18 protein-coding genes are annotated in these 20,232 nt (G+C 61.5%); 6 read left to right on the top strand and 12 right to left on the bottom strand.

The window, feature by feature from the left end; translation table 11 throughout:
* Window positions 1–93 precede the first annotated feature (93 nt).
* The 6 genes from ACN0TS_RS15280 to ACN0TS_RS15255 all read left to right on the top strand — a co-directional run bounded on the left by ACN0TS_RS15280 (window position 94) and on the right by ACN0TS_RS15255 (window position 7,968).
* Window positions 94–816 (top strand): helix-turn-helix domain-containing protein, encoded by a 723-nt coding sequence (locus tag ACN0TS_RS15280; protein WP_417260226.1) that lies wholly within the window; start codon window positions 94–96, stop codon window positions 814–816.
* A complete protein-coding gene (locus ACN0TS_RS15275; RefSeq protein WP_417260225.1) occupies window positions 809–2,749 on the top strand; it encodes a relaxase/mobilization nuclease domain-containing protein in 1,941 nt (646 codons plus the stop codon). Before ACN0TS_RS15280 ends, ACN0TS_RS15275 begins: the two co-directional genes overlap by 8 nt.
* A gap of 15 nt (window positions 2,750–2,764) precedes the next feature.
* A complete protein-coding gene (locus ACN0TS_RS15270; protein WP_417260224.1) occupies window positions 2,765–4,690 on the top strand; it encodes a type IV secretory system conjugative DNA transfer family protein in 1,926 nt (641 codons plus the stop codon).
* Between the two features lie 68 nt (window positions 4,691–4,758).
* On the top strand, window positions 4,759–6,159 hold the full coding sequence (locus tag ACN0TS_RS15265) for a hypothetical protein (RefSeq protein WP_417260223.1): 1,401 nt from the start codon (window positions 4,759–4,761) through the stop codon (window positions 6,157–6,159).
* A 345-nt stretch (window positions 6,160–6,504) separates the two neighbouring features.
* Window positions 6,505–7,059, top strand: a complete 555-nt coding sequence (locus tag ACN0TS_RS15260; protein WP_417260249.1) for a hypothetical protein — start codon at window positions 6,505–6,507, stop codon at window positions 7,057–7,059.
* Window positions 7,060–7,173: 114 nt separating this feature from the next.
* The gene (locus ACN0TS_RS15255; RefSeq protein WP_417260222.1) at window positions 7,174–7,968 is read left to right on the top strand and encodes a hypothetical protein; all 795 of its coding nucleotides are present in this window, start codon (window positions 7,174–7,176) and stop codon (window positions 7,966–7,968) included.
* Between the two features lie 19 nt (window positions 7,969–7,987).
* Here ACN0TS_RS15255 and ACN0TS_RS15250 read toward each other — a convergent pair whose 3' ends face one another.
* The 12 genes from ACN0TS_RS15250 to ACN0TS_RS15195 all read right to left on the bottom strand — a co-directional run bounded on the left by ACN0TS_RS15250 (window position 7,988) and on the right by ACN0TS_RS15195 (window position 20,161).
* The gene (locus ACN0TS_RS15250) at window positions 7,988–9,997 is read right to left on the bottom strand and encodes an ATP-binding protein (protein ID WP_417260221.1); all 2,010 of its coding nucleotides are present in this window, start codon (window positions 9,995–9,997) and stop codon (window positions 7,988–7,990) included.
* Window positions 9,998–10,142: 145 nt separating this feature from the next.
* Window positions 10,143–11,123: an ATPase, T2SS/T4P/T4SS family gene (locus tag ACN0TS_RS15245; RefSeq protein WP_417260220.1), complete on the bottom strand. Its 981-nt coding sequence runs from the start codon at window positions 11,121–11,123 to the stop codon at window positions 10,143–10,145.
* Window positions 11,123–12,547: a TrbI/VirB10 family protein gene (locus ACN0TS_RS15240; RefSeq protein ID WP_417260219.1), complete on the bottom strand. Its 1,425-nt coding sequence runs from the start codon at window positions 12,545–12,547 to the stop codon at window positions 11,123–11,125. The genes ACN0TS_RS15245 and ACN0TS_RS15240 overlap by 1 nt, the downstream gene beginning before the upstream one ends.
* Before the next feature lie 2 nt (window positions 12,548–12,549).
* Window positions 12,550–13,284, bottom strand: coding sequence for a TrbG/VirB9 family P-type conjugative transfer protein (locus ACN0TS_RS15235; protein WP_417260218.1), 735 nt, complete (start codon window positions 13,282–13,284; stop codon window positions 12,550–12,552).
* 5 nt (window positions 13,285–13,289) lie between these two features.
* Window positions 13,290–13,970, bottom strand: coding sequence for a virB8 family protein (locus ACN0TS_RS15230; protein ID WP_417260217.1), 681 nt, complete (start codon window positions 13,968–13,970; stop codon window positions 13,290–13,292).
* Window positions 13,971–13,987: 17 nt separating this feature from the next.
* Window positions 13,988–15,001, bottom strand: coding sequence for a type IV secretion system protein (locus ACN0TS_RS15225; protein ID WP_417260216.1), 1,014 nt, complete (start codon window positions 14,999–15,001; stop codon window positions 13,988–13,990).
* The gene (locus ACN0TS_RS15220) at window positions 15,002–15,427 is read right to left on the bottom strand and encodes a hypothetical protein (protein ID WP_417260215.1); all 426 of its coding nucleotides are present in this window, start codon (window positions 15,425–15,427) and stop codon (window positions 15,002–15,004) included.
* A gap of 8 nt (window positions 15,428–15,435) precedes the next feature.
* The gene (locus ACN0TS_RS15215) at window positions 15,436–16,203 is read right to left on the bottom strand and encodes a type IV secretion system protein (RefSeq protein WP_417260214.1); all 768 of its coding nucleotides are present in this window, start codon (window positions 16,201–16,203) and stop codon (window positions 15,436–15,438) included.
* Window positions 16,200–17,312 (bottom strand): lytic transglycosylase domain-containing protein, encoded by a 1,113-nt coding sequence (locus tag ACN0TS_RS15210; RefSeq protein ID WP_417260213.1) that lies wholly within the window; start codon window positions 17,310–17,312, stop codon window positions 16,200–16,202. Before ACN0TS_RS15210 ends, ACN0TS_RS15215 begins: the two co-directional genes overlap by 4 nt.
* The gene (locus tag ACN0TS_RS15205; protein ID WP_417260212.1) at window positions 17,309–17,518 is read right to left on the bottom strand and encodes a hypothetical protein; all 210 of its coding nucleotides are present in this window, start codon (window positions 17,516–17,518) and stop codon (window positions 17,309–17,311) included. Before ACN0TS_RS15205 ends, ACN0TS_RS15210 begins: the two co-directional genes overlap by 4 nt.
* Window positions 17,515–19,908, bottom strand: a complete 2,394-nt coding sequence (locus ACN0TS_RS15200; RefSeq protein ID WP_417260211.1) for a type IV secretion system protein B4 — start codon at window positions 19,906–19,908, stop codon at window positions 17,515–17,517. The genes ACN0TS_RS15205 and ACN0TS_RS15200 overlap by 4 nt, the downstream gene beginning before the upstream one ends.
* On the bottom strand, window positions 19,883–20,161 hold the full coding sequence (locus ACN0TS_RS15195) for a type IV secretion system protein VirB3 (RefSeq protein WP_417260210.1): 279 nt from the start codon (window positions 20,159–20,161) through the stop codon (window positions 19,883–19,885). Before ACN0TS_RS15195 ends, ACN0TS_RS15200 begins: the two co-directional genes overlap by 26 nt.
* Between the last annotated feature and the right edge of the window lie 71 nt (window positions 20,162–20,232).

The raw sequence follows: 20,232 nt of genomic DNA, 5'->3' as shown, positions 1-20,232 counted from the left end.
AATGTGATGTATTGAAGTATAAGCGAAGGAGAGAAGGAAGACGTTGGCAGGATATGGCCAATGTTTGCACATTTTGTCCGAGGGGTCTGACCTGTGCCGAGGCCAGCGGAAAACCTGAAGCTTGAAGAGCGCATCGAAGTCGCGCGGCGCTTTGCAGCGGGCGAAAGCGCGCGGGACCTGGCGGCGGCATTTGGCATCTCTCCGCGTCATGTGAACCGGCTCGCGAAAGAGGGGGCGGGCGAGGGGATCACGGTGCGCGATCCGAGCGAGACAGTGGCGTTCAGGGCCAGCCGATCCGAGCTGGACGCCTTCGATGCGGAGTGGCGCGCGCGGGGCTATGCCAACCGGTCTCAGGCACTCAATGCGGTGCTGCGCGGTCGCTGCGGATTCCTTGATGTCCCCCGCGATCTGGTCGCCGAATTCTGCGCCGCATGGCGTCAGGCGAGGGACGTGAGCGACACCGGACTGGTGCTCGCCAAGGCGGTCCATCGCGGTCGGCTGGAGGTCTCGGAGGCGGACCGGGCGGTGCTGATCGAGTTGCTCGATCTGGCGCAGTCGATGAGCCGTGAGATGGGCCGGATGAAGGATGCGGCGCAGGCGCTGCGTCATCGGGAGTGGTCGCGAAAGGAAGAAGGGCAGGGGGAGGAGGGCGCGGTTCTGGAGGACAGCTTGCCCGCGACCGGCGGCGGTCTGAGGCTGGTGCGTGAGAGTTCCGGTTCAGAATTGGATTGCCCTTCGCTGCCTCTCGGAAAGCCTCGACCGCGAACGGCGATACCCGATGATTTTCTGAAGAACCGGAACTCTCGAAATGGCTGATCCGCTCGCCCTCTATACCTCGGTCATGGGGCGGCTCTGGGAAGATGAGCGCATCCGGGGTCAGGCCGCGGCGCGGATCGACGCGCGGCTGGCGGGGCGTCGGCAGGGGCGGAGCTTCGCGCATGTCGGATCCATGTCGGCGCGCAACGCGCTGAAGGCAGCGTCGGGTCAGAGCCGGGCGGCGGTCTTCAAACGGATCCGGGCCGGAGGCTGCAAGACGCGTGCTTCGCTCGGGGCGCAGATTTCCTACATCAACGACAAGGCTGTCTACACCTACTCGACGATGACCAATGCCCTGACCGATGCCACGGTGCTTTCTGAGGAGCAGAAAGAGGACATTATCGAGGACTGGGCAGGGACCTGGCGCGGCTCGACCAAGCTCGGTTTCACCTCGCACTTGCTCCTGTCCTTCCCGACCGACGTGACCGTCGATCAGGTGCGCGACATCGCAATGGACTGGACGGAGCATTTCTTCGAGAGCGGGGAATATGGCGATCAGTGGGACTATGTCCTCGCGGTCCATGACGACCGGGCGCACAAGCATGCCCACATCATCCTGAACAATCGCGGCGTCGAAAACGGCACCTGGTTCTCTTGCTGGGCCGAGGGCGTGATGTCGCCGCAGCTGATGCGCGAGAAGCAGGCCGAGATCGCTGAAGGCTACGGCGTGATGCTCGACGCCACCACCCGGCTCGAGCGCGGCATTTTCGAGAAGCCCGCCGGGATCGAAGAGATCTACCGCGCGAAGGAAGAGGCCCGCCTGCCGCGCGAGATCGTCATGACGGCCCAGGAATCCGCCATCGCGCAAGCGCAGGTGGTGGGCTTCGCCAAGGACTACAAGAACCTCGCCGACCTGCTGGACCGGATGGATCGGCACCACATGGCCCGCGCCGTGCGTGGGATGGCGGACGGGCTTGGTTCGGGAACGCCGTGGAATTTCACCGAAGGAGAGATAGACATGAAGGACATCAAGACCGTCGGTGATGCGATCGACTATTCCGAGCGCACGATAGAGGCGCTCAGGCTCAAGGCCGAAGAACTGGACCCAGCCGAGCGTGCCGTCTTCGAGGCGAAGGCTGCGCCGATTATCGCGGACCTTTCGCAGATGGTGCCGGACCCGGAGCTGCGCACGCGCTTTGGCAAGCAGCTCGAGGAACCGTATCCCCCGGGGGCAGGTAGCGACGTGCTGATCGCCGCGCTTCAATCCGGCAATGACGAAGGGCTCCGCGACGTGCTCGAGCGTGCCGAGGGCGCGGGCATGGACAGCGAGGAGCTGGTGGCCCGGATCGCAGCGGGCGGCACGCGCAACTACGGCATGGCGCAGGACTGGGTCGAGCGGGACATGAACGCGGTGCTGGCCAAGGACGGTTTCAGCGTCGAGACGGCCAATGATGACCAACTGGATGCCGCTCTGGAAAAGGTCGACGGCGTGATGGACGCGTTGATGGAACGCGCCAAGGAACTGGGCGTCGAGATCGGTCGAACCCTCGCGGACGAGGAAGAGGCGACGTTGCCGCTCATCGACGAGGACGACCGGACGCCTAATCCCTACCTGCAGGACCTCGCCGACATGTTGCGGGACGGCAAGCTTACCGAGGAACAGGAAAAGACGGTCGAGCGGACCCTGCAATCCGAGCTCTTTAAGGAATTGGGCGAAGAGGGCCTGGCCGAACTTCGGCGCGGCAACTACGAGGTGCTGGACGCAGCCCTTCCGAGCAAGCTTGACCAGATCACTGTCACGCAGGAGTTCCTCGAGATGACCTTTGAGGAGACCGGCGACCAGGTCTTCACCGACCGCGCCGCCGGGTTGCAGCAAGACAAGGCGACCGAAGTGGCGCGGCTGCGCGGCCAGCAGGAGGCGCAGGAAATGGGGCGCGACCTTGGCCGTGCCAGAGAACTGGATCGTGGTCTCGATGACGAGATGGAATTCTAAAGGGGGATGACCACCATGACCAAGACACTTCCCCTTTTGGCCGCGCTCCTCTTCGGTGTGATCTGCGGCGCCGTCATCGGCACCATCATCGCCGCCTTCTACCTGATACTGGCCCTGAAAACCGGCTTTGGCAGTTTCGACATGCTGGCGCTCTGGAAGGCTGGCGCCGGTACCCGCGCGGCGCATCCCGACGCCTTCAAGGTGGGGTTTGGCGCTGTCGGCTTCGGGGCTATCGGCCTCGGCGCGCTGGCGCTCGCTTGGACCTGGAAGAAGGAACGGGACGACTATGGCTCGGCCCATTGGCAGACCAAGGCGGAGCTGAAGAAGAACGACATGCTGCAGGCCCCCGGTAAGGGCTTTGTCTGCGGCAAACTCGGCGCTCCGACCTCGAAGGCGGAGTTCATCTCCTCGACGACCATCCCGCATGTGATGATGGTGGCGCCGACCCGTGCCGGTAAGGGTGTTGGCTTCGTGATCCCGAATCTCCTGGGCTTCGGGGGCTCGGTCGTGGTGCTCGACGTGAAGGGCGAGAACTTCGAGAAGACCGCGCGACTTCGGGCGCTCAACGGCGATGAGGTTTATCGCTTCAGCCCCTTTGATTGGGCCAATGCCACGCATCGCTACAACCCGCTCGCCCGGATCGCCAAGGCACCGAGATTCGCGCAGCGCTTCACCGAAGTCTCGATCCTCGCCGACCTCTTCCTCGACAAGGACAATAAGCAACTCGACACCTTCTCCGAGGCCGGCAAGTCGATCTTTGTCGCGGCCTGCCTGCTGGCGATCCAGCGTGGCACGCCGAATCTTGGCGAGGTGAACAAGATCGTCGCCGGGGGCGAATACAAGAACGCGCAGTACAAGACCTATGCCGACGAGGCCGAAGAAGACATCCTGCGCGAGCTCTGGACCAACGCGGCCTCTGCCTCCTCGCGGCTTCTGACCTCGAACATCCAGGCGCTGATGACTGCCGGTCTCAAACAGTGGGACAACCCGGCGGTGCGCTCGGCAACCGAGGCGAGCGACTTCGATTTCTCGACCTTTAGGCAGACCCCGCAGTCGCTCTACATCGCAGTCTCCGAAGATCACATCGCGACGTTGGCGCCGCTCCTGCGCCTGATGTTCGCCGATCTCATCGCCTCGATCCGGCTGAACGAGCCGGGTCCGGACGAGCCCTGGCCGGTGATGATGATGATCGACGAATTCCAGCAGATGGGGGCCATGCCCTATCTCGAACGCGCGATCCACTCGCTGGCGAGCTATGGCGGCCGCGTCGCGATGATTGCGCAATCGCTGGCTTCGCTTGATCGCATCTATGGGCCCGAGGGCCGCGAAAGCCTCGAGAACGGGGCAGGGCTGAAGCTCTACATCACCCCTCGGGACCAGCGCACCGTGAAGGAAGTCTCCGCCGCCGTCGGCAGCACCACGCGCGAGGCTGTGACCCGGATGTATGGCCGCAACAAGGGCTTCCTAGGGGCGACCTCGACATCAGCGCGGCTGGAAGAGCGGCCGCTACTTTCCGAGACCGAAGCGCGCTTGATGGACCCCGACGAGGTGATCATCCTCGCCTCGCCCCAGCATCCGATCAAGGCGAGCCGGATCAAGTATTACGACGATCCCTTCTTCAAGGACATGCTGGCTCGGCAGGAGGGCAAGCCGTTCCCTTATCCGCCGAGTGTGCAGGGCGTGGGGCCCTGGAATGGAATAGTGGGTGGCGACGGTGGTGACGAGGCAAAAGCTGATGACCCGGTGAAACCAGTCGAACGCGCGCCTGTCCGGGACCGATCACAGCGGCGCGAGGCACGGGCGATGAGTGTGATGGCGTTGGAGGCCGGGCGCGGGCAGCCTGAGCCCGAGACACTGGAGCGGGAAGCTGCCGTGCCGGAAGAATGGGAGGCTGCCCTCGACCGGCAGGAGGACTTCATTGAGGAGTTGTTGGGTGGGTGATGACGTGACGGTCCCTCTAACCTACAGTGGTTCCGAGAAAATCGTTTTGGTCTGGAAGGTAGTTTATTTTGAGAGTTGAGGCCGCGGAAAATCCAAAGCACGATCCGATCGAAGGTGTCTCTTTGGACGAAGCTCGCTCGGTTCTTCGGTCCGCGACGCCTGGTGGTGGAATTGGTCTGGAAGAAGTCATTCGCACGTTTGACTGCGACGCGCTTCGTGCTGATGAGATTCTACGGGCGTTGGCCGTGGCTGGCTACATCGAACCCTCGGATGTCCGAGGACAGCTCCTATTCTGGACACTTACGCCAAATGGCAATCGGCTGGCCTTGGAAAAGAAGCGAAAACGCATCGATCCTGAAAAGGTCAATGCTACTGTCTTAGAGCTGATCAACCGTGCGAAGATCATCAATTCGGACCCTGATCGTCTGCAACGTATCACCTTGAAGCTATTTGGCAGCGCCTTGCAGGAGCGGGACGACTACGGTGATGTTGATGTTTCCATCACCTATCACCGACGCCAATTGCCAGTGGAAGAACGTGAGCGCTTAGAAGCTGCGTTGCGGACACGCCAAAGCGACCACGATCGCCAGACGGTGATGGGACAGGTGATGGGTGCTGAGCAGCAGGACACTCGCGAGATCCGGGCCGCGCTGAAGAAAGGTTTGCCGCACCTTTCGCTAATGCGCGATGATCCTATGGAGCTTGGGACTCCGTTCCGTTGGCTGGTTGATCACGATATCAACGCGGACGCACCGCGCGGCGTCGCTGAGACCACCTTCAGGCCCAACACGCCATCCCTCTTCGCGCAGACCACACGGGAGCTTCCGCCGGTTAGCCTGATGAAGGCGCGCTATCGGGAGATTTCCCCGACGACGAAGGTCTCCGTGGAAGGCCTCCACATCGGCATGGAGGATGCCCCTCGGCTCGAAGAGGCGTTGTGGTCTCCTCGGGTGACATACGAAGGAGACCTAGTTCCGAACGATGCGAGAGACGATCCATGTGTTCGATTCGCGGGGTTTCAGCACCTTTGCCCAATCTGGAAGGAGCAGATTGGCGGTGTACTGATGCTGAAACGAGCCCTGGAGTGGTGCGATCAGAACAAGGTTTGGCTGCGTGATCTCGTACCGATGGTCTCGATTTCACGAGGGAATAGGTGCAACGTTATCCGTCTCGGGGTGGTCGGCCAACTGATCTATTTCGAAGTCGGGCCTACTGTTCAAAAGGGTAGTTTGATGCCGATTAACCGAACTCGCGTTTCCAAAATCGACCTGGCTGGTGCCTATGCTGTGGCTCGCGCACTATCCAAGATGTACTTGGAGGCGCGATGCGCGAAGTTGCCAGCCTGTTCCGCGACAATATTCCTGCCTTCGGTTGAACTGGAACGGCTACCAGATTTTCCGAGTCTGGTCAGAACTGATAATTTCAAGGAGGGTGGATTTGCCGGGCTTGTGAGGGCGGAGTTGAGATAGATGGCGCGCTATAGATTGCGAAACAAACACCGCATTCCTATTTTTCAGTAATGGCCATCATCTCTCAATCCAAATGAAAAGCAGCGCTATCTACCATCTATGGAAACGTCAGGTGTTCTTGAGAAATCGGCATCAAGATTTCGATCGACTACTTGCCACGAGGCGCTTTTCGTCCGGGATATACCTGATCGGCTGCGCGGGTGAGATCGTCTATGTTGGGCAATCCTGGGACTTGGTCAGGCGCTCAATCGAAAGCCTGGGCAACCACTACCACAGGGTAGCGGACACGAAACTGAATTGCCCCGAGTTTGCCGGAGACCATCAACTTAAGTAAGGATGATGGTTATGACAAAAAGCAAAATGGCAAATCGCTACTCGCCTGAGGTCCGCGCACGTGCGGTCCGAATGGTGTTTGAGCATCAAGGCTCCTACGAAACGCAGGTGGTCGGCAGCGCCGCAGTATTCCAAGATCAAATGAGCGACTGCGGGGCATTTCACCCCGAGAACCTGCAACGCCAACTCGATGCCGCTGTGCAAAACTCCGAGCCGCCATGGGCGGTCAAAAAGACCCGCCGGAAGACCGAACGCAAGTCGCCAAGGCAACCGGAAATCGCACTTGAGCCGGTCGAGTGGACCGAGGAGGAAGCGGCTGGGTTGGTGCAGGCCTATGGCGTTTCGCTGAGCGAACCGTTGCGATTTAAGATCAACCTCTGTGAGGATGGGTCGGTGATTACCAAGGATGGGGAAGTCATTGGCACTTGGACGATGGATGAAAACGCCCATCCCTCCTTCTTTCCTGAGGGCGCGGCCGAGCCCCTCATCTTTGATGTCTTCCTTGGCCAGCTATGTCAGCGTGTTGCCGAGTGGTATGAAGCTGAAAACGGTCAAGTCATAGGGTAGCGATTGCGATCGCTCGAACTTTTTTCGTAACAGTACTTTCAGATCCCATCAGGGAAGTTCTAAAATCGAGGCATTGGCCGCATGCTCCTGCGTCTGCTCTAGAAAGGTAAACTCTTGGCCGTCGAGGATCGTCTTCCAGATCAGTTTTCCCGGGACTTGCTTGCAGGCAGTCTCATGGTTGCAAACGATCAGAACAATCCTGTTCGATTGCACCTTGCAGCGGCCGGAATGCGAGAATTGTTCGGGCACATCCTGCATGCGGACGCGCCGGATGATGAAGTGCGCGCATGCGGTTGGTTCAAACAAGAGCCAAACACGAGGACGGTCACACGGCGCCAGAAGGCCATCTATTCCACTCAGGGAGGCCTGGAAGACGCATTCGTCGAACAGTTGGGATTGGACGTTGACGACTTGCACCGCGCGGCGATCCGATCGATAGAAGCCCTGAATAAGGCAACACATGTTCGGCCGGACACGCTGGTCAACGACGCGGCGACCATCAGTTCATTTGTTGATGAAGCCTTGGCGGCGCTTGAGGGACTACTTGTATCGTTTTCTGAAGGACGAAGCGCAGTCAAAGAGGCGTTGGTGGATGATGTCTATCGCGCAATGTCGGACGCGTTGATCGAGCAGACTTTCGATGACATCGATATTCTGGCAGGTAAAGGATACGAAATCGACCCTTGGATCGACGATGCGGAAATCGAAGTTGAAGCATTGCGTTCAAAGGTGATCGTTGTGCGCTTTTCAGGTGTTGCAAATGTCACCTTGCACTATGGCTCCAAGCACGACGCGGCGGAAATCCAACACGACTTTCCATTTTGGTTGAGGTTCGAAGCGCCAGTTGAAAAGCCTACCGAGCTAACCTTGGTTGCGCATCATTTCGACGATAGGTCCTGGTACAGCTGAACAAAGCTTTGTTCGGATCTTACTCTGCGGCCACGCCTTCTTCTGCATCAAGGGCCGAGATCCGTTCCTTGACCTCCTCACTTAGATAGTCTGCGTTGATCGTACGTAGATACCGCAAAGCTTCTTTGTCGTTGGCCTGATATTCTAGGCGACGTTTGTAGAAGGTTAGCCGCCCTTCTGCCTCCTGAATGATCTCTCCCCAGGTCTTGGCCCAGACACGGATTTTGATCGGGTCATCGATTTCGAGGACCAGCCCACGAGGTTTGTCTTTTTGCCGTGCCTCGAACTCAGCGTCTTTTGTGAAGCGGTTGGCCACTGCGACGAAGTCCCATTCCACGTTCGAGTGCTTGAAACGGTCCTCGAGCGCCACGGCCTTTGCGTACTTCTTGATCTGGTTGATGACGTCTTCGTTGAGATTTTGGCTTGGGCGCTTTAGTTCTATGACGAGGTGTTTGCGCTCTTCATCGGTGGCGGTAGGCATCCGGCATGACAGCATCAGATCAACAATAGCGGCTCTGCCCTCGGCGTCGAGAACTGGTGCACTTGGCGCGAGTGTTTCCCGAGCAACGCCATCATCACTGTCACTGCCCAGCAATTCGATATGGCTGCGCAAAACGGCGGATAGATCCTCGTCGTCGTTCATCAGGTTGAACTGTTCTCCGAAAATCCATGTCTCTTGGGCCATAATCCGGTGAAGTTGAGACCGTTCGAGTAGCTGACGTTTGGATTTTGGGTCATATACCAGGATCTGTAAGGCACGCAAAAACTCTAGACGGTCGGTGACAGCTTTTGCGGCATTGATAACAGCAGTAAGCGAGGTCTTTCGAAGAAGGTCTGCCAGTTCCTCTTGCTTTGCCTTGGGAAGGTCTACGACACTCTCGAGAATTGCAGGCAGGGCACCTGGCCCAGTTTCAATTGCTGCTTTGACGAGCTGAAGGATCAGCTTTTGCTGCTTCGACGGTGCCCTATCGAAGTCAGGGCTATAGTCGGCCAAATTCAATGCGACGACATCAAAGACCTGTCTTTCGTTAATCTCGATAGGATCAGAAGTTTTTCCCTCATAGGGATAGATCTTGGCCTCTTTCCATTCCTGGATTTTACCACGAGAACGCTCTGCTTCGCGCTCGCGAAAGTGCTCGCGCAACTTTGCCTTTGTCGCCTCGACAAGTGCCATGGAAGGCGGGTCGAGCTCTACGAGTCCTTCTGTGTTGTCGTCTGCAAGGTCCTGAAAATGGTCTGCGGTCAAATATGCAGTGAAGTCGAACCCGCGGGCATGAATTCCCGGCGCCATTTCGTGGAAGCTGAATCGGCCTGGTAGGCAAAGCATCAACTTCCGTTCGACCTTCTTTTTCCACTCAATAATGTCGAGTGTGGCTTTGTACTCATGACCATCTTCGGTGATCGCCGAAATTTCATAGGGCGTCACATCGCGAATTGCATCCCGCGCGTCGATTTCTTCGCCATCATAGATGATACGGAAAGCTGGGTCTTCGTAGAGCTGGAGTGCGAACACATCCCGGACCTGCCCGGCGAACCCGTCTGCCGACCATATTTCGAAATCGCGAACGACATTCTCAATTTCTACGGTGCAGCCAGTGTTCCCTGATGGGACTGTATCTGAAATCGTGAAGCGCTTCAGATCCGACTTTTCACCGCTGATCGAAAACTTCTTTCCGGCACGATGGGATACCCAAGTTACACGATCGCCGAGTGCAAATGCCTTGAAACGCCCCTGACCCTTTTCCCCATGAATTGACCTGCCGCCATCGGTTTTGATTGCGCGCTTCTTCCAAGATCCACCCAATGATTGGAAGAAAGCTTCGACCTCGTCTGCGGGAATTCCGGTTCCATCGTCGACAACTCGAATGACACCAAGCTTTGTAAGTTGACCCTCTTCTAGCTCAACCTTTACTTCGCGCGCGTCCGCATCATAGGCATTCCAAATGAGTTCAGAGATGGCTGCCAGCGGTTTCGCGGTGGTAACCCGCTGGATATGATCATTTTCGACTTTAATTTCAATTTTCTGCACGGATCGAGCCTCGGGGAGCGTTCAATAGTCAAACTAGTCCCATGCGCCGACTGAGTTTTCAATCGGAAAGACCAACGTCCAAACCAAGTTGTACCATGAGACCGGTCGAAGCGATTGTTTTCGGGACTCGCTTTGCCGTGAGATGTCAACGTCCCGGCAGATAGAACTCGGTAATCCCCCGCTTCCCTTCGAACCGCCCCAGCTGAACGATCACATCGATGGATTTCCGGATGTATTCCCGCACCTCGGCGAAGGTCAGCGGTGTGCCAGCTTGCAGCACCATGATCGCCAGCCGGTCGATGGCGAGTTCTGCGGTTTCCGCGTGGATGGTGGAGACAGACCCGCCATGGCCGGTGTTGATCGCTTCGAGATAGGTCAGAGCCTCGGCGCCGCGCAGCTCGCCGACGATGATCCGGTCGGGGCGCATGCGGAGGGAGGCCTGCAGGAGGGCGTTGGCGCTGCGTTGCGACCCGGCACCGCGGTCGCCCAGGAGGGCGACGGTGTTCGGCTGGCCGGGGAAGAGCTCAAAAGCATCTTCGATGGTGATCAGCCGTTCGTGTTCGTTTACATGCGTCAGAAGGTGTCGGGCGAAGGTGGTCTTGCCAGTCGAGGTGCCGCCACTGATCAGGACATTGAGCCGGGCCTCGACCAGAGTCCGCAGCGCCGCCTCGAGGTTCTCATCGGCGAGACTGGCAATGTTCTTCATCTTCTCGGCGCGGAGTGCATCGAGCGAGACGGCCTTGCCGAAGAGATAGGCGGGGGCGTAATCCCGGACGCTGCCCGACGCGAAGAGGCGGATGGTGATCGAGGCGCCGCGATCGATGGCGGGCGGCACGGCGACCTGGACCCGAAGAGGGCGGCCCGCATATTCCACCTTGCCGGAGACGAGGGGGTTCTTTTCAGAGACGCGGGCCTTGGCGTCGCCAACGATGGTCTGGGCCATGTTGAGGGCAGTGGTCCGATCCACGGTCTGGCCCTCGTGGCGCATGGTGGCGTCGCCCGCGACCTCGAGCCAGACCTTGCCGTCCGGATTGATCGCGATCTCGACCACGTCGTCGCGCCGCAGAAGGTCGCGGAACGGATCGAGATAGCGTTCGAGGTAGGAGGCTGGTGACGCCTGCTCCATCAGTAAATCACCACGTCTCTATCTACGAGCACGGTGACCGACGCGCCCTGATCGACATAGATGGTCGGGGCGATCGAGACCTGGTCGGCAATGACCGACCCGACCGCGTCCTGCAGATCGCTGCCGACATCGCCCAGGACGATGCTTGTGGTTTCGTTGTTGGTACTCTCCGCCGCCACGGCCGGTGCCGCCCCGATCACGGAGATCAGCGCCGCCCCGCCGAAGCGCTCGGCGAACTTGGTGTCGACAAGACCGGTGAGCCCCGAGCGACCGAGTTGATCGCCGCCCACGGCAGCGATTTCCATCGAGGTGCCGTCTGGGGTCAAAACGCGGGTCCAGAGGATCAGGATGCGCTTCTGGTGCATCTCGATCCCGGAGCGGTATTGGCCAAAAAGGCGGGAGCCTCGGGGGATCAGGAACCGGTCCCCGGAAAACGCTGGGACCGGTTCGGAGACCACCGCGACCACGGATCCGGGCAGGTCGCTGTTGATCGCGGTCTGGAGCGCAGCCTGGATTACGGAGCCTTGGGTCAGTGTGCGCTCAGGGTAAGCGAGACGGGCGGCCTCCTGCACCTCGAGCGGTCGCGCACTCTGCAGGAACTGCTCGTTGCCGGAGAGCACCGGCCCCCCGGTGCCGGCGGCCGCCGGATCGGCCCCCGCCGCGCCACTCGCGCCGCCGCGTGGACCGTCGGCATAGACCACGGCTGGAGACTTGATCTGCGCCGTCAGAAGCTCCTCGGCGACCCGTTCGGCCTCGCGCTGGCGCTGCTCCTCTTCTTGCCTGCGGCGTTCCTCGAGCAGGCGCTGGTCAGCAATCAGCCCCTCACGGTCGAGCTCGGCCTCGAGCCCTTCCCGCTGCGCCCGTTCGGCATCGAGCATGGCTTGCAATCCGGCGATGCGCGTTTCGGTCTGGCGCTGCAGGTTGGCCAACTCGGCCTCCTTTTCGGCCAATGTGGCTTCAAGCGCCACCTTCTGTTCGTCGAAGGCGTCGCGCAGATCCGCGACGGCGGACTGGATTTCCGAGTTGCGCGCGGCTTGGCTCGCGGCAAGGGCCTCGCGGAGCTTGGCGATCTCGGCCAGCACCTCGGCGCTCGGCTCGGGGGCAGGGGCCGCTCGCACATCAAGCGCTTCCTCGACGGCGATCAGCGCGTCGTTGACCCTTTGCTCGGTCTCGTCGGGCGGAAACTCCAACCGCCCACCGGTGCCGGGGCGGCGGTCCTGGAAGGTCTCGACATCGGAGGTCTCGAGCGCGCTATCGCCTTCCTGCAGGCCAGTCGCCAGGAAATACGCGACCCCGGCCCCGCCAAGGGCGAGGGCAGCGGCGAGCGCGCCGACCCCAAGGCTGTTGCCCCGGCGTTTGGATCTGCCGCGCTGGCTGAATTTATCGAGGCGGTCCTGCAGGTCGGGAGGGGTCTGATCGGCCATGGTCAGTTGCTCACGTAGATGGCGCTCTCGTCGCGCCAGGCGCAGATCCCCTCGTCGCCGATGCGCAGCGTCCAGTAGGTGTTCACCCCAAGCACCCGGACCGTGTTGCCTTGCTGGGTCCAGTTCACGGTGCGCTCACGGCCCTGGTCATCGGCCTTGAAGAGGGCGGGCTGGCGGCCATTCTCCGGGAAGACGAAATACGTGTAGCGCCCGTCGTCATAGATATGGCTTGGGCGGAAGTCGCCGATCCCCGAGACCCGGTAGTTGTAGTTGCGCGGCGCCTCATAGCCCTTGGGCTGGGTAGCACCTGTCGTGCGGCGTTCCTCGTCGGGGTAGCGGAAGCGGACCTCGAAGAACATGCCGGTGCGGTTCGGGATCGAGCCTTCGCGCAAATGGAAGGAATAGGTGCGGCGGTTGGTGATCACCGTCATGTTGGTCGAGGCATTGGCCACATGCGGCTTGATCGTGAGCACGTTGCCGAGCTCGGGGATCGGATCGACCTGGAAGCTTTCTGTGTCGCCGACAATCACGGCCTCGAAGCGTTCCCCCGCCCCGAAATGAATCGTGGTCGAATGCCGCAAGTCAGTTTCGATCCGGTAGACTTGGTTCTCATTGTAGACAGCAGTGCGGATGCGGATGTCGAGCGGGCCGCCTTGGGGCGTGGCCTCGGCGAAAGCGGCGACAGGAATGGCAAGCGCCAGGAGAAGCGTGGTGAGGAGCGCGGGCAGGGATTTCATGGGGGTCAGTTCTCCAGGGTCTCGGCGTCGACGCGGTAGGAGGTCACCACGAAGCCTAAGGGGTTGGCCCAGACGTCCTGAAGGCGCTGGCGGGTTTCGGGTTGGAAGTCGTAGCCGACGGTGGCGACGTAAGACCGGGTGACGGTGCGCGTGTCGCGGGGACGGCGCAGGGTGCGGGTGAAGCGGACCTGGGCCACGCCGCGCTCGATCTGGTTCACCGACTTGATCACCACCTCGATCTTGGCGTCGCGGCCGTAGACGGTGATCGGATAGTCCTCGTTGGTGGAGGACCAGAGATCGCGCAGGGTGCGGGCGGCATCGCCATCCGAACGATCAAGCACAGAGTTGATGCGTTGCTCGCCATCGGTCAGGTCGTAGGTTTCCCGATCATCGACATAGGCCACGAGATTGGCCTGGATGATGGCGTCGCTCTCGGAAAGCGTCAGCGCCTGGACGGCGGCGACGCGGTCCATTTCGCCGGTTTCCTTGTCCACGACGACCACGAAGGTCTCGGTCGTCTTGAGCGGAAAGAGGCTCGCGCCCGCGACCATGCCAGCGACACCAACCAGCACGCCCGCGGCTGCGACAAACCATGCGAAGCGCTCGCGCCGTCTTGGCCCATAAATGAAATCCGCCTCAAACGCATCGCGGTCAGGCGCGGGGGAACTGGTCGCAAGCTTCTTCAAGTCAATCTTCTTTCAAATCAGGGTTTGCGGAAGGCCTTGGCGGCGGAGAGGAGCGCACCAGGGCTTTGCCGGATCATCTCGCCGGTTCTCACCACACCTGCATTGGCCATCTGGTTCAGTTCCTGCGGGGATTTGCCGGTGACGAGGCGCGAGGTCGCGCCGGTGCCGTACTGGCGCGTGTTCACGAACCCCTGGCGCGCAAGGCCTGTGAGACCCACGGCATTCGAGGCAATGCCGACGACGCCGGTGAGGTTGGAGGCGATGTAGGGCACGGAGGCCATGATCCCGGCGCTGAGGATGAGAATCACGAGAAAGGGCAGGATCAGGCTGACGGTCTCCACGTCACCGGGATCGGCGGAGGCGTCCCCGATCGCTTCGGCGATGGCGACAATGATGCCCGCGGCCCCGGCGGCGGCGACGGGCATGAGCGCATAGCCGATGGTCGCGCGGGTCCAGGCCTCGAAGAGCGACTGGGTCGGCTTGAAGAGCGAGGTCACGATCATGAAGGGGGCGATCACGATCATCAATGCGAAGACGATGCGAGCGAAGGCGATGATCCCGGCAGTGACGGCGGCAAAGACCGCGGAAAGGACGAAGAAGATGGCGCCCAGCACAGCGCCAAAGACCCAGCCCGCGCGATCCCCGATCGTGTCGCCATAGGCGGTGATGCGGGCGACCATGTTGTCGAGGCTCTCATAGACCCCGGCCTCGTCACCCGAGCCGGTGAGGGCGAGGATCGAGGCTCCGACGGAGTCGGGCACCTGCGTGACGATGTCATAGATGACGCTGAAATTGTCCCAGCTCTGCGCGAATAACCCCACGAGCGCCACCTTCATCCCGAAGGCAAAGCCGGTGCCGAAGGGCAGGGGGCGAAGCTGCATGACCGCGTTGATCCCGAGAAGCACGACGAGGAGCGCGGCCCCGGCAGAAATCACGTCACCGACAGCACCTGCCGAGGAGACAAAGCCGTCCTGCGCCACGGTATCCACCGCGGCGTCGACCTGGCTCAGGATGTCGCGAATAACGCCCATCTACTCTTCACAGGCCTCCACAACTTGCGCCTCGAGCGCGTCGGCTTTGGCGTAGAGGTCGAGCACCTTAAACGGCAGGCGAGGATTGTCCGAGGTCTGGAACCGGGGCAGGGCATCAAGCGCCTGATCCCAGGTGAACTGTTCGAGCAGGCAGGTGCAATTTTCCGAGGCGAGCGCTTCTTCGGCAATCAGGATGCGCAGGATCGCGCGGTAGCCATTGCGCAAGTAAGCGGTCTCGGCGAGATCGGCAGGCGGCCTCGGGACACGGCATGCGTCGGCTGCGTCCCGCGCGATGGCCATCGAACTGAAGGGCGTTTCGCCGGACGGATCCGTATTCGGGGTCTGGGCCAGCGCGGTACAGGTCAGGGCACTCACGACGAGCGCGGCGAGACAAAGAGACCGAATTGGTGCCAAGCTGACAGTCATGGTTTGCCTCATGGATCCACCGCCATCGAGCGGAACTTGCGCTCATCCGCGAGGGTCGCGGCATCGACGACGCCGAGCTGGCCGGCGCTGACGCCCTGCGCCGCTTCCAGCCGCCAGATCTGGGTGAGGATGATGCCAAGCTCGGCAGTGACGCGGGTGTTGAGATCGACGGCGGCCTTCAGACCGTCCTGATCGTCTATGAGCCCGACCATGGTCTCGAGCCGCCCGAGGCTTTGCCCTGCCTCTTCATGGCTTTCCTGCGCGGCGACCGACAGCATTGCGCTGGCCCCGGCCGAGGCGGCGATACGGTTGTCGGCAGGCTGATCGGAGCCTGAAAGCGTGCTCAGGCGTTCCGAGGTAAAGCCGCTCCCCGACAAAACCCGCTCGACCGAGGCCGACAGCTCGGCGCCGGGATTGAAGCCGTTCAGGAAATCGCCGCTTGCCAGCGACTGCGCGGTGTTGAGTGGGGCGACCAGCTTGCCGCGAAGCGCGCGGAATTCCTCGACTGTTGCGAAGAGCTCGCCGAGCCCGCTGCCCTCAATGAGCGAGGTCAGTTGCGCCTCGAGGTTCGTCAATTGCGACAGCTGGGTTTCCAACTCCAACCGCATTGTGGCGAGCTGCTGCATCTGGACGTTCAGATCTTCCGCCATGTGCTCGAGCTGCGCCACGAGCTGGCCAAGCTGCGAGCCATCGAAGGTTGGCACTCCTTGGGCAGCAGCGGGCGAGGCGAGTCCGAGTGTTGTGACCGCCGCGGCGGTCAGGAGAAGCTGTCTCATTCGGGAACTCCCATTTGCATGAAGTCGCGCTCGGCCAGCCGGTCCGCGACGAGGTGCTGCGCATAGGCCGCCTCGCGCTGCTGGTTTGCCGCCATCAACCGGACGCGGAGATTGAGGATGCGGCCGATCTCGGCCTTGGCGTAGGTGTTGAGCTCCCAGGCCGCCTTGGCATTGGGCTGCGCGTCGATCTGCAGGATGATCGCGCGCAGACGATTGATGACCTGTTCGGTCGTGGCCGAGCTGTCGGCGGCGTAATAGACGCCCGCCTCGGAGATGCTGGCATATTCGGCGAGCGCAAAGTCCGAGGGCGAGAGCGTGCCGAGCGCGTCGGCGCCGCCCACCACGGCCAGGTATTCGTTGTAGAACTTGGAGATGTTGCGAACATAGCCTTGGGTCTCGGCAAAGGGCGGCACGCCGCCATATTCGATCACCCGGCCCGGCCCCGCATTATAGGCCGCAAGTGCGTGGGGGATATTGCCGAAGCGGTTGAGCTGCGTGGTGATGTAACGCGCGCCGCCCCGTAGGTTGTCCTTCACATCATAGCGGTCGACACCGAGATCGGAGGCCGTGCCGGGCATGAGCTGGGTCAGACCATAGGCCCCGACCGGGCTTTGTGCTGTGACGTTGAATCGGCTTTCCTGCTTGATCAGGGCCTGAAAAAGGCAGCGCCATTGGGTGGCCGAAAGCCCGGCGCGGGCCACACCGGGGGCGCCTGCGAATTCGCCCGCCACCTCGACGATCATCATCTCGACCGTCTCGCGGCCCTCGCCGAAGAGGCGGCTGTTCATGGGGTTTGGATCAGTATTGGGATAGACCGCCGCCACGCCAAAATCCGCATTCCCTTCGAGGGCGCGGATATCGAAGCCGGGCCCGGTGATGGCGGCAGTCATCTCCTCGAGGACACGGAGTTGATCGGCCTGAACATCGGCCAGCGTGGACTCGGTCCGATCCTTGTCCTGTTGGACGCCCAGATCTTCGGCAAGCGCCGTCACCCGCGCGATGGCACGGCCAATCGCGGAATTGTCCTGCGTCGGCACGCCCTGGGCATGCGCGGGCAGGGCGCCGAGGCCGAGGCAGAACCCGGCGAATATGATTGCGGCACGGTTCATTCCGGACGGGGCAGGGGCTCGAATGTGCAGTCGGGCTTCGCAGCCTCTTGAACCGGTGCGCCCATGGTCGAGAAGGACAGGGCGGCGCGCGTTACCTGCGGCTCGCCGTTGCGTCCGAAGCAGGGCGAGGTTTTCTCGGTGTACTTTTCGCAAGCCGAGAGAAGGCCTGCGGCGGCCCAAAGCGCGAGGAAGGGTTTTGAACTCATATCACATGTCTCCAGAAATCGGGGGTGGCGCGCCAATCGGCAGGCACGCGGGCCTCACCGGTGGCGCCGCCGCCAAGGATGGGGAGGAGGTCGCCAAGTGCGGAGAGTTCCGCATCGACGAAGACGCTGTCGCCCGCCGAGCGGACAAGCGCGATGCGCTGGCCGATGGTGGGCTGGACGAGGAGCGCGGCCTCCTTGGCGTTCACGCGCAGGAAGTCGTAATCGGAGATCGTGGCGCGGTCGTTCGGGAAGAGGATCTGCGTCGGCACCGTTTCGACGATGGTCTTGCCGACGCGGCTGTCGCGCAACTGGCTCGGGTACTGTGTCATCATGATCACGACGCAGTTCATCTTGCGAAGCGTCACCAGCCAGTTTTCCAGCCGCGCCCCGAAATAGGGATCGTCCAAGAGCTTCCAGGCCTCGTCGAGCACGATGATGGTGGGGCGGTGGTCTTCGACCACGCGTTCGATCTGGCGGAAAATGTAGGAGAGTACGGCCATCCGCTCGGTGGTCATGTCGAGGATTTCGGTCATGTCGAAGCCCACGATGTCGCCCGTAAGCTTCAGGCCCGCGCCACGCTCGGGTTCGTCAAAGACCCAGCCATAGCGTCCGCCTGGCGCCCATTCGGCAACGCGGGATTGCAGCTCGCCGTCGTCATCGAGCGACTGGAACAGGGTCTCGAAGCTTGCGAAGCGCTGCAGGGCTACCCCCGCATCGGCGTTCTGGCCGACCGCGTTTTGGATATGGCGCGACTGCTCTCCGGTGAGGGTACCATTTCGGGTGAGCAGCGTCGCGAGCCAGTCCGAGAGCCAGGCGCGGCCACGTTCGTCGGTCTCGGTGGCGAGCGGGTTCAGTCCTGTCGGGACGCCTGCCCGTATTTCGTTGTAGCGGCCGCCAAGGGCGCGGACGGCCATTTCGAGACCGCGATCCTTGTCGAAAAAGAAGAGCCGCGCGCCAACCCGCTGCGCCTGCGCTGCGAGAAAGGCGGTGGTCAGCGTCTTGCCGGTGCCGGTGCGCCCTAGAACCAGCGTATGGCCAACGGTCGGTTCCTTGCTTGGGGCTCCCGCCTCGTGGAAATTGAAGCGGTAACCCGACGTGCCGACCGTGGGGAGGACCGAGATGTTCTGACCCCAAGGCGACTGATCCGGCCCACGTCCCTCGACGCTGCCATGCAGGGCCGCGAAGTCGGCGAAGTTGATCGAGGAGATCGGCGTCTTCCGCGCCCGGTACCCGAAATTACCTGGCGACTGCGCAAAATAAGTCGCCTTCAGCGCCATGTTCTCCCGCACGATGACAGACATAATCTCCTGGCCGACCCGCTTGATCTGGGCGGCGGCACGTTCGAGCGTGTCGCGATCAGGCGCATAGACGGCGATGGAGAGGTGATGGTCGCCAAAGGCGATGCGGCCTGCTTCCTGATCGTCGGCGGCTTGGCCGAGTTGTTCCCGCAGGGAGACGGCGGCATCGTCGGACGCGTGCATCTGGCGGATGATCCGCTGGATGCGTTCGGCCATGATGTTGTTCGGGATCGGGCTGAAGGAATTCGTCAGCACGATGTCGAGGGGCAGGTCGAGCGCATCGAGGAGCGTGACATCTGTCAGTGCCGGATAGGTTTTCATCGAGAAGAGCGCACCGTACTTGACCTGACCGGTCACGGCGTCGGTCAGGGTGACGACGTCGCCATCGAAGGTCGCGCGGCAGTTGCTCAGGGTGTGCGAGAGGGGCAATGCGCTTTGCCCGAAGGCGATGGGGGAGAAGGTGCCCGCGTTCAGCGTGTTGAGATAGCCCAGCCACTCACCGCCCAACTTCGTGAGCCTGACGGGATTGGCCGACGCAAGCGCAACCTCGAAGAATCCCATGACCTCGTTCAGCTCTTGCATCCGTGTCGCGCGATCCTTGACCCAGGCCTTGCGGGCCAGCGCGCGCAAGAGCGGGATGCGCGCCGAAATGTCGGGTCGCCGGATGACGCTGAGATAGAGCTGGCGCTTGGCCGGTCGCAGGTCTTTGACATGGGCCTGCCAGCGCGCATCAATCGCGGCGGCGAAGCTGTCTCCCTCGATAGGGCGCATGCCCAAATCCTGCGGCACGGAGATACGGTGGATGTAGAAGCCGAAGGCGTTGCCGATCTGGGCGACGATGGCGGCAACCGCGCGTTTGAGCGCGTCGAGCCGGGCGTCCTCAGTGGTCATCGGGTTCAGACCATCGAGGCGCAGGGTGGCCAAGAGGTCGCCCTCGCGCAGGACCATGACGTCATCATCCGCGAGCGCGAAATATGGCAGGTGCTCCGCGAGATAGCTCTCCCGCGCGAATTCCCCGCCGCCAGCCTGAAGCAGGGCTGTTCCGTGAGTGGAAAGTGTGCCTGCATCAAGCGCCAAAGCTGTCGCCTCCATGCAGGGCCCGGTTTTTCGTCGGGCGCACCGCGCCGTAGGAGACACGCAGTACTTCGAAGAAATGCGGCTCGCGGTCGGCTGCGAACCAGAGGATCGGATAGGCGACAAGGCCGATCAGGAAGAAAACCATGGATTTCGTCCAGATGAACGGCAGAACGACCCCGGTCGCCAGCACCACGAGGTATCCGACAGGGAGGCCCAGATACTTGGGCGGACGGGCGAGGCCCAGAAAGAGGGGGGATCGTTCTGCCATTGGGTGATATTCCGGCTTAGAAGAAAATGTGTGTCCGGAGAGGGACCCGAGGCAGCGTTTTGCGCAGCACA

The sequence above is a fragment of the Celeribacter sp. genome (genome assembly GCF_048266405.1).
Classification (GTDB): Bacteria; Pseudomonadota; Alphaproteobacteria; order Rhodobacterales; family Rhodobacteraceae; genus Celeribacter.
The sequence above is the reverse complement of the archived record's forward strand: the minus strand, read 5'-3'. Positions and strand labels throughout refer to the sequence as shown.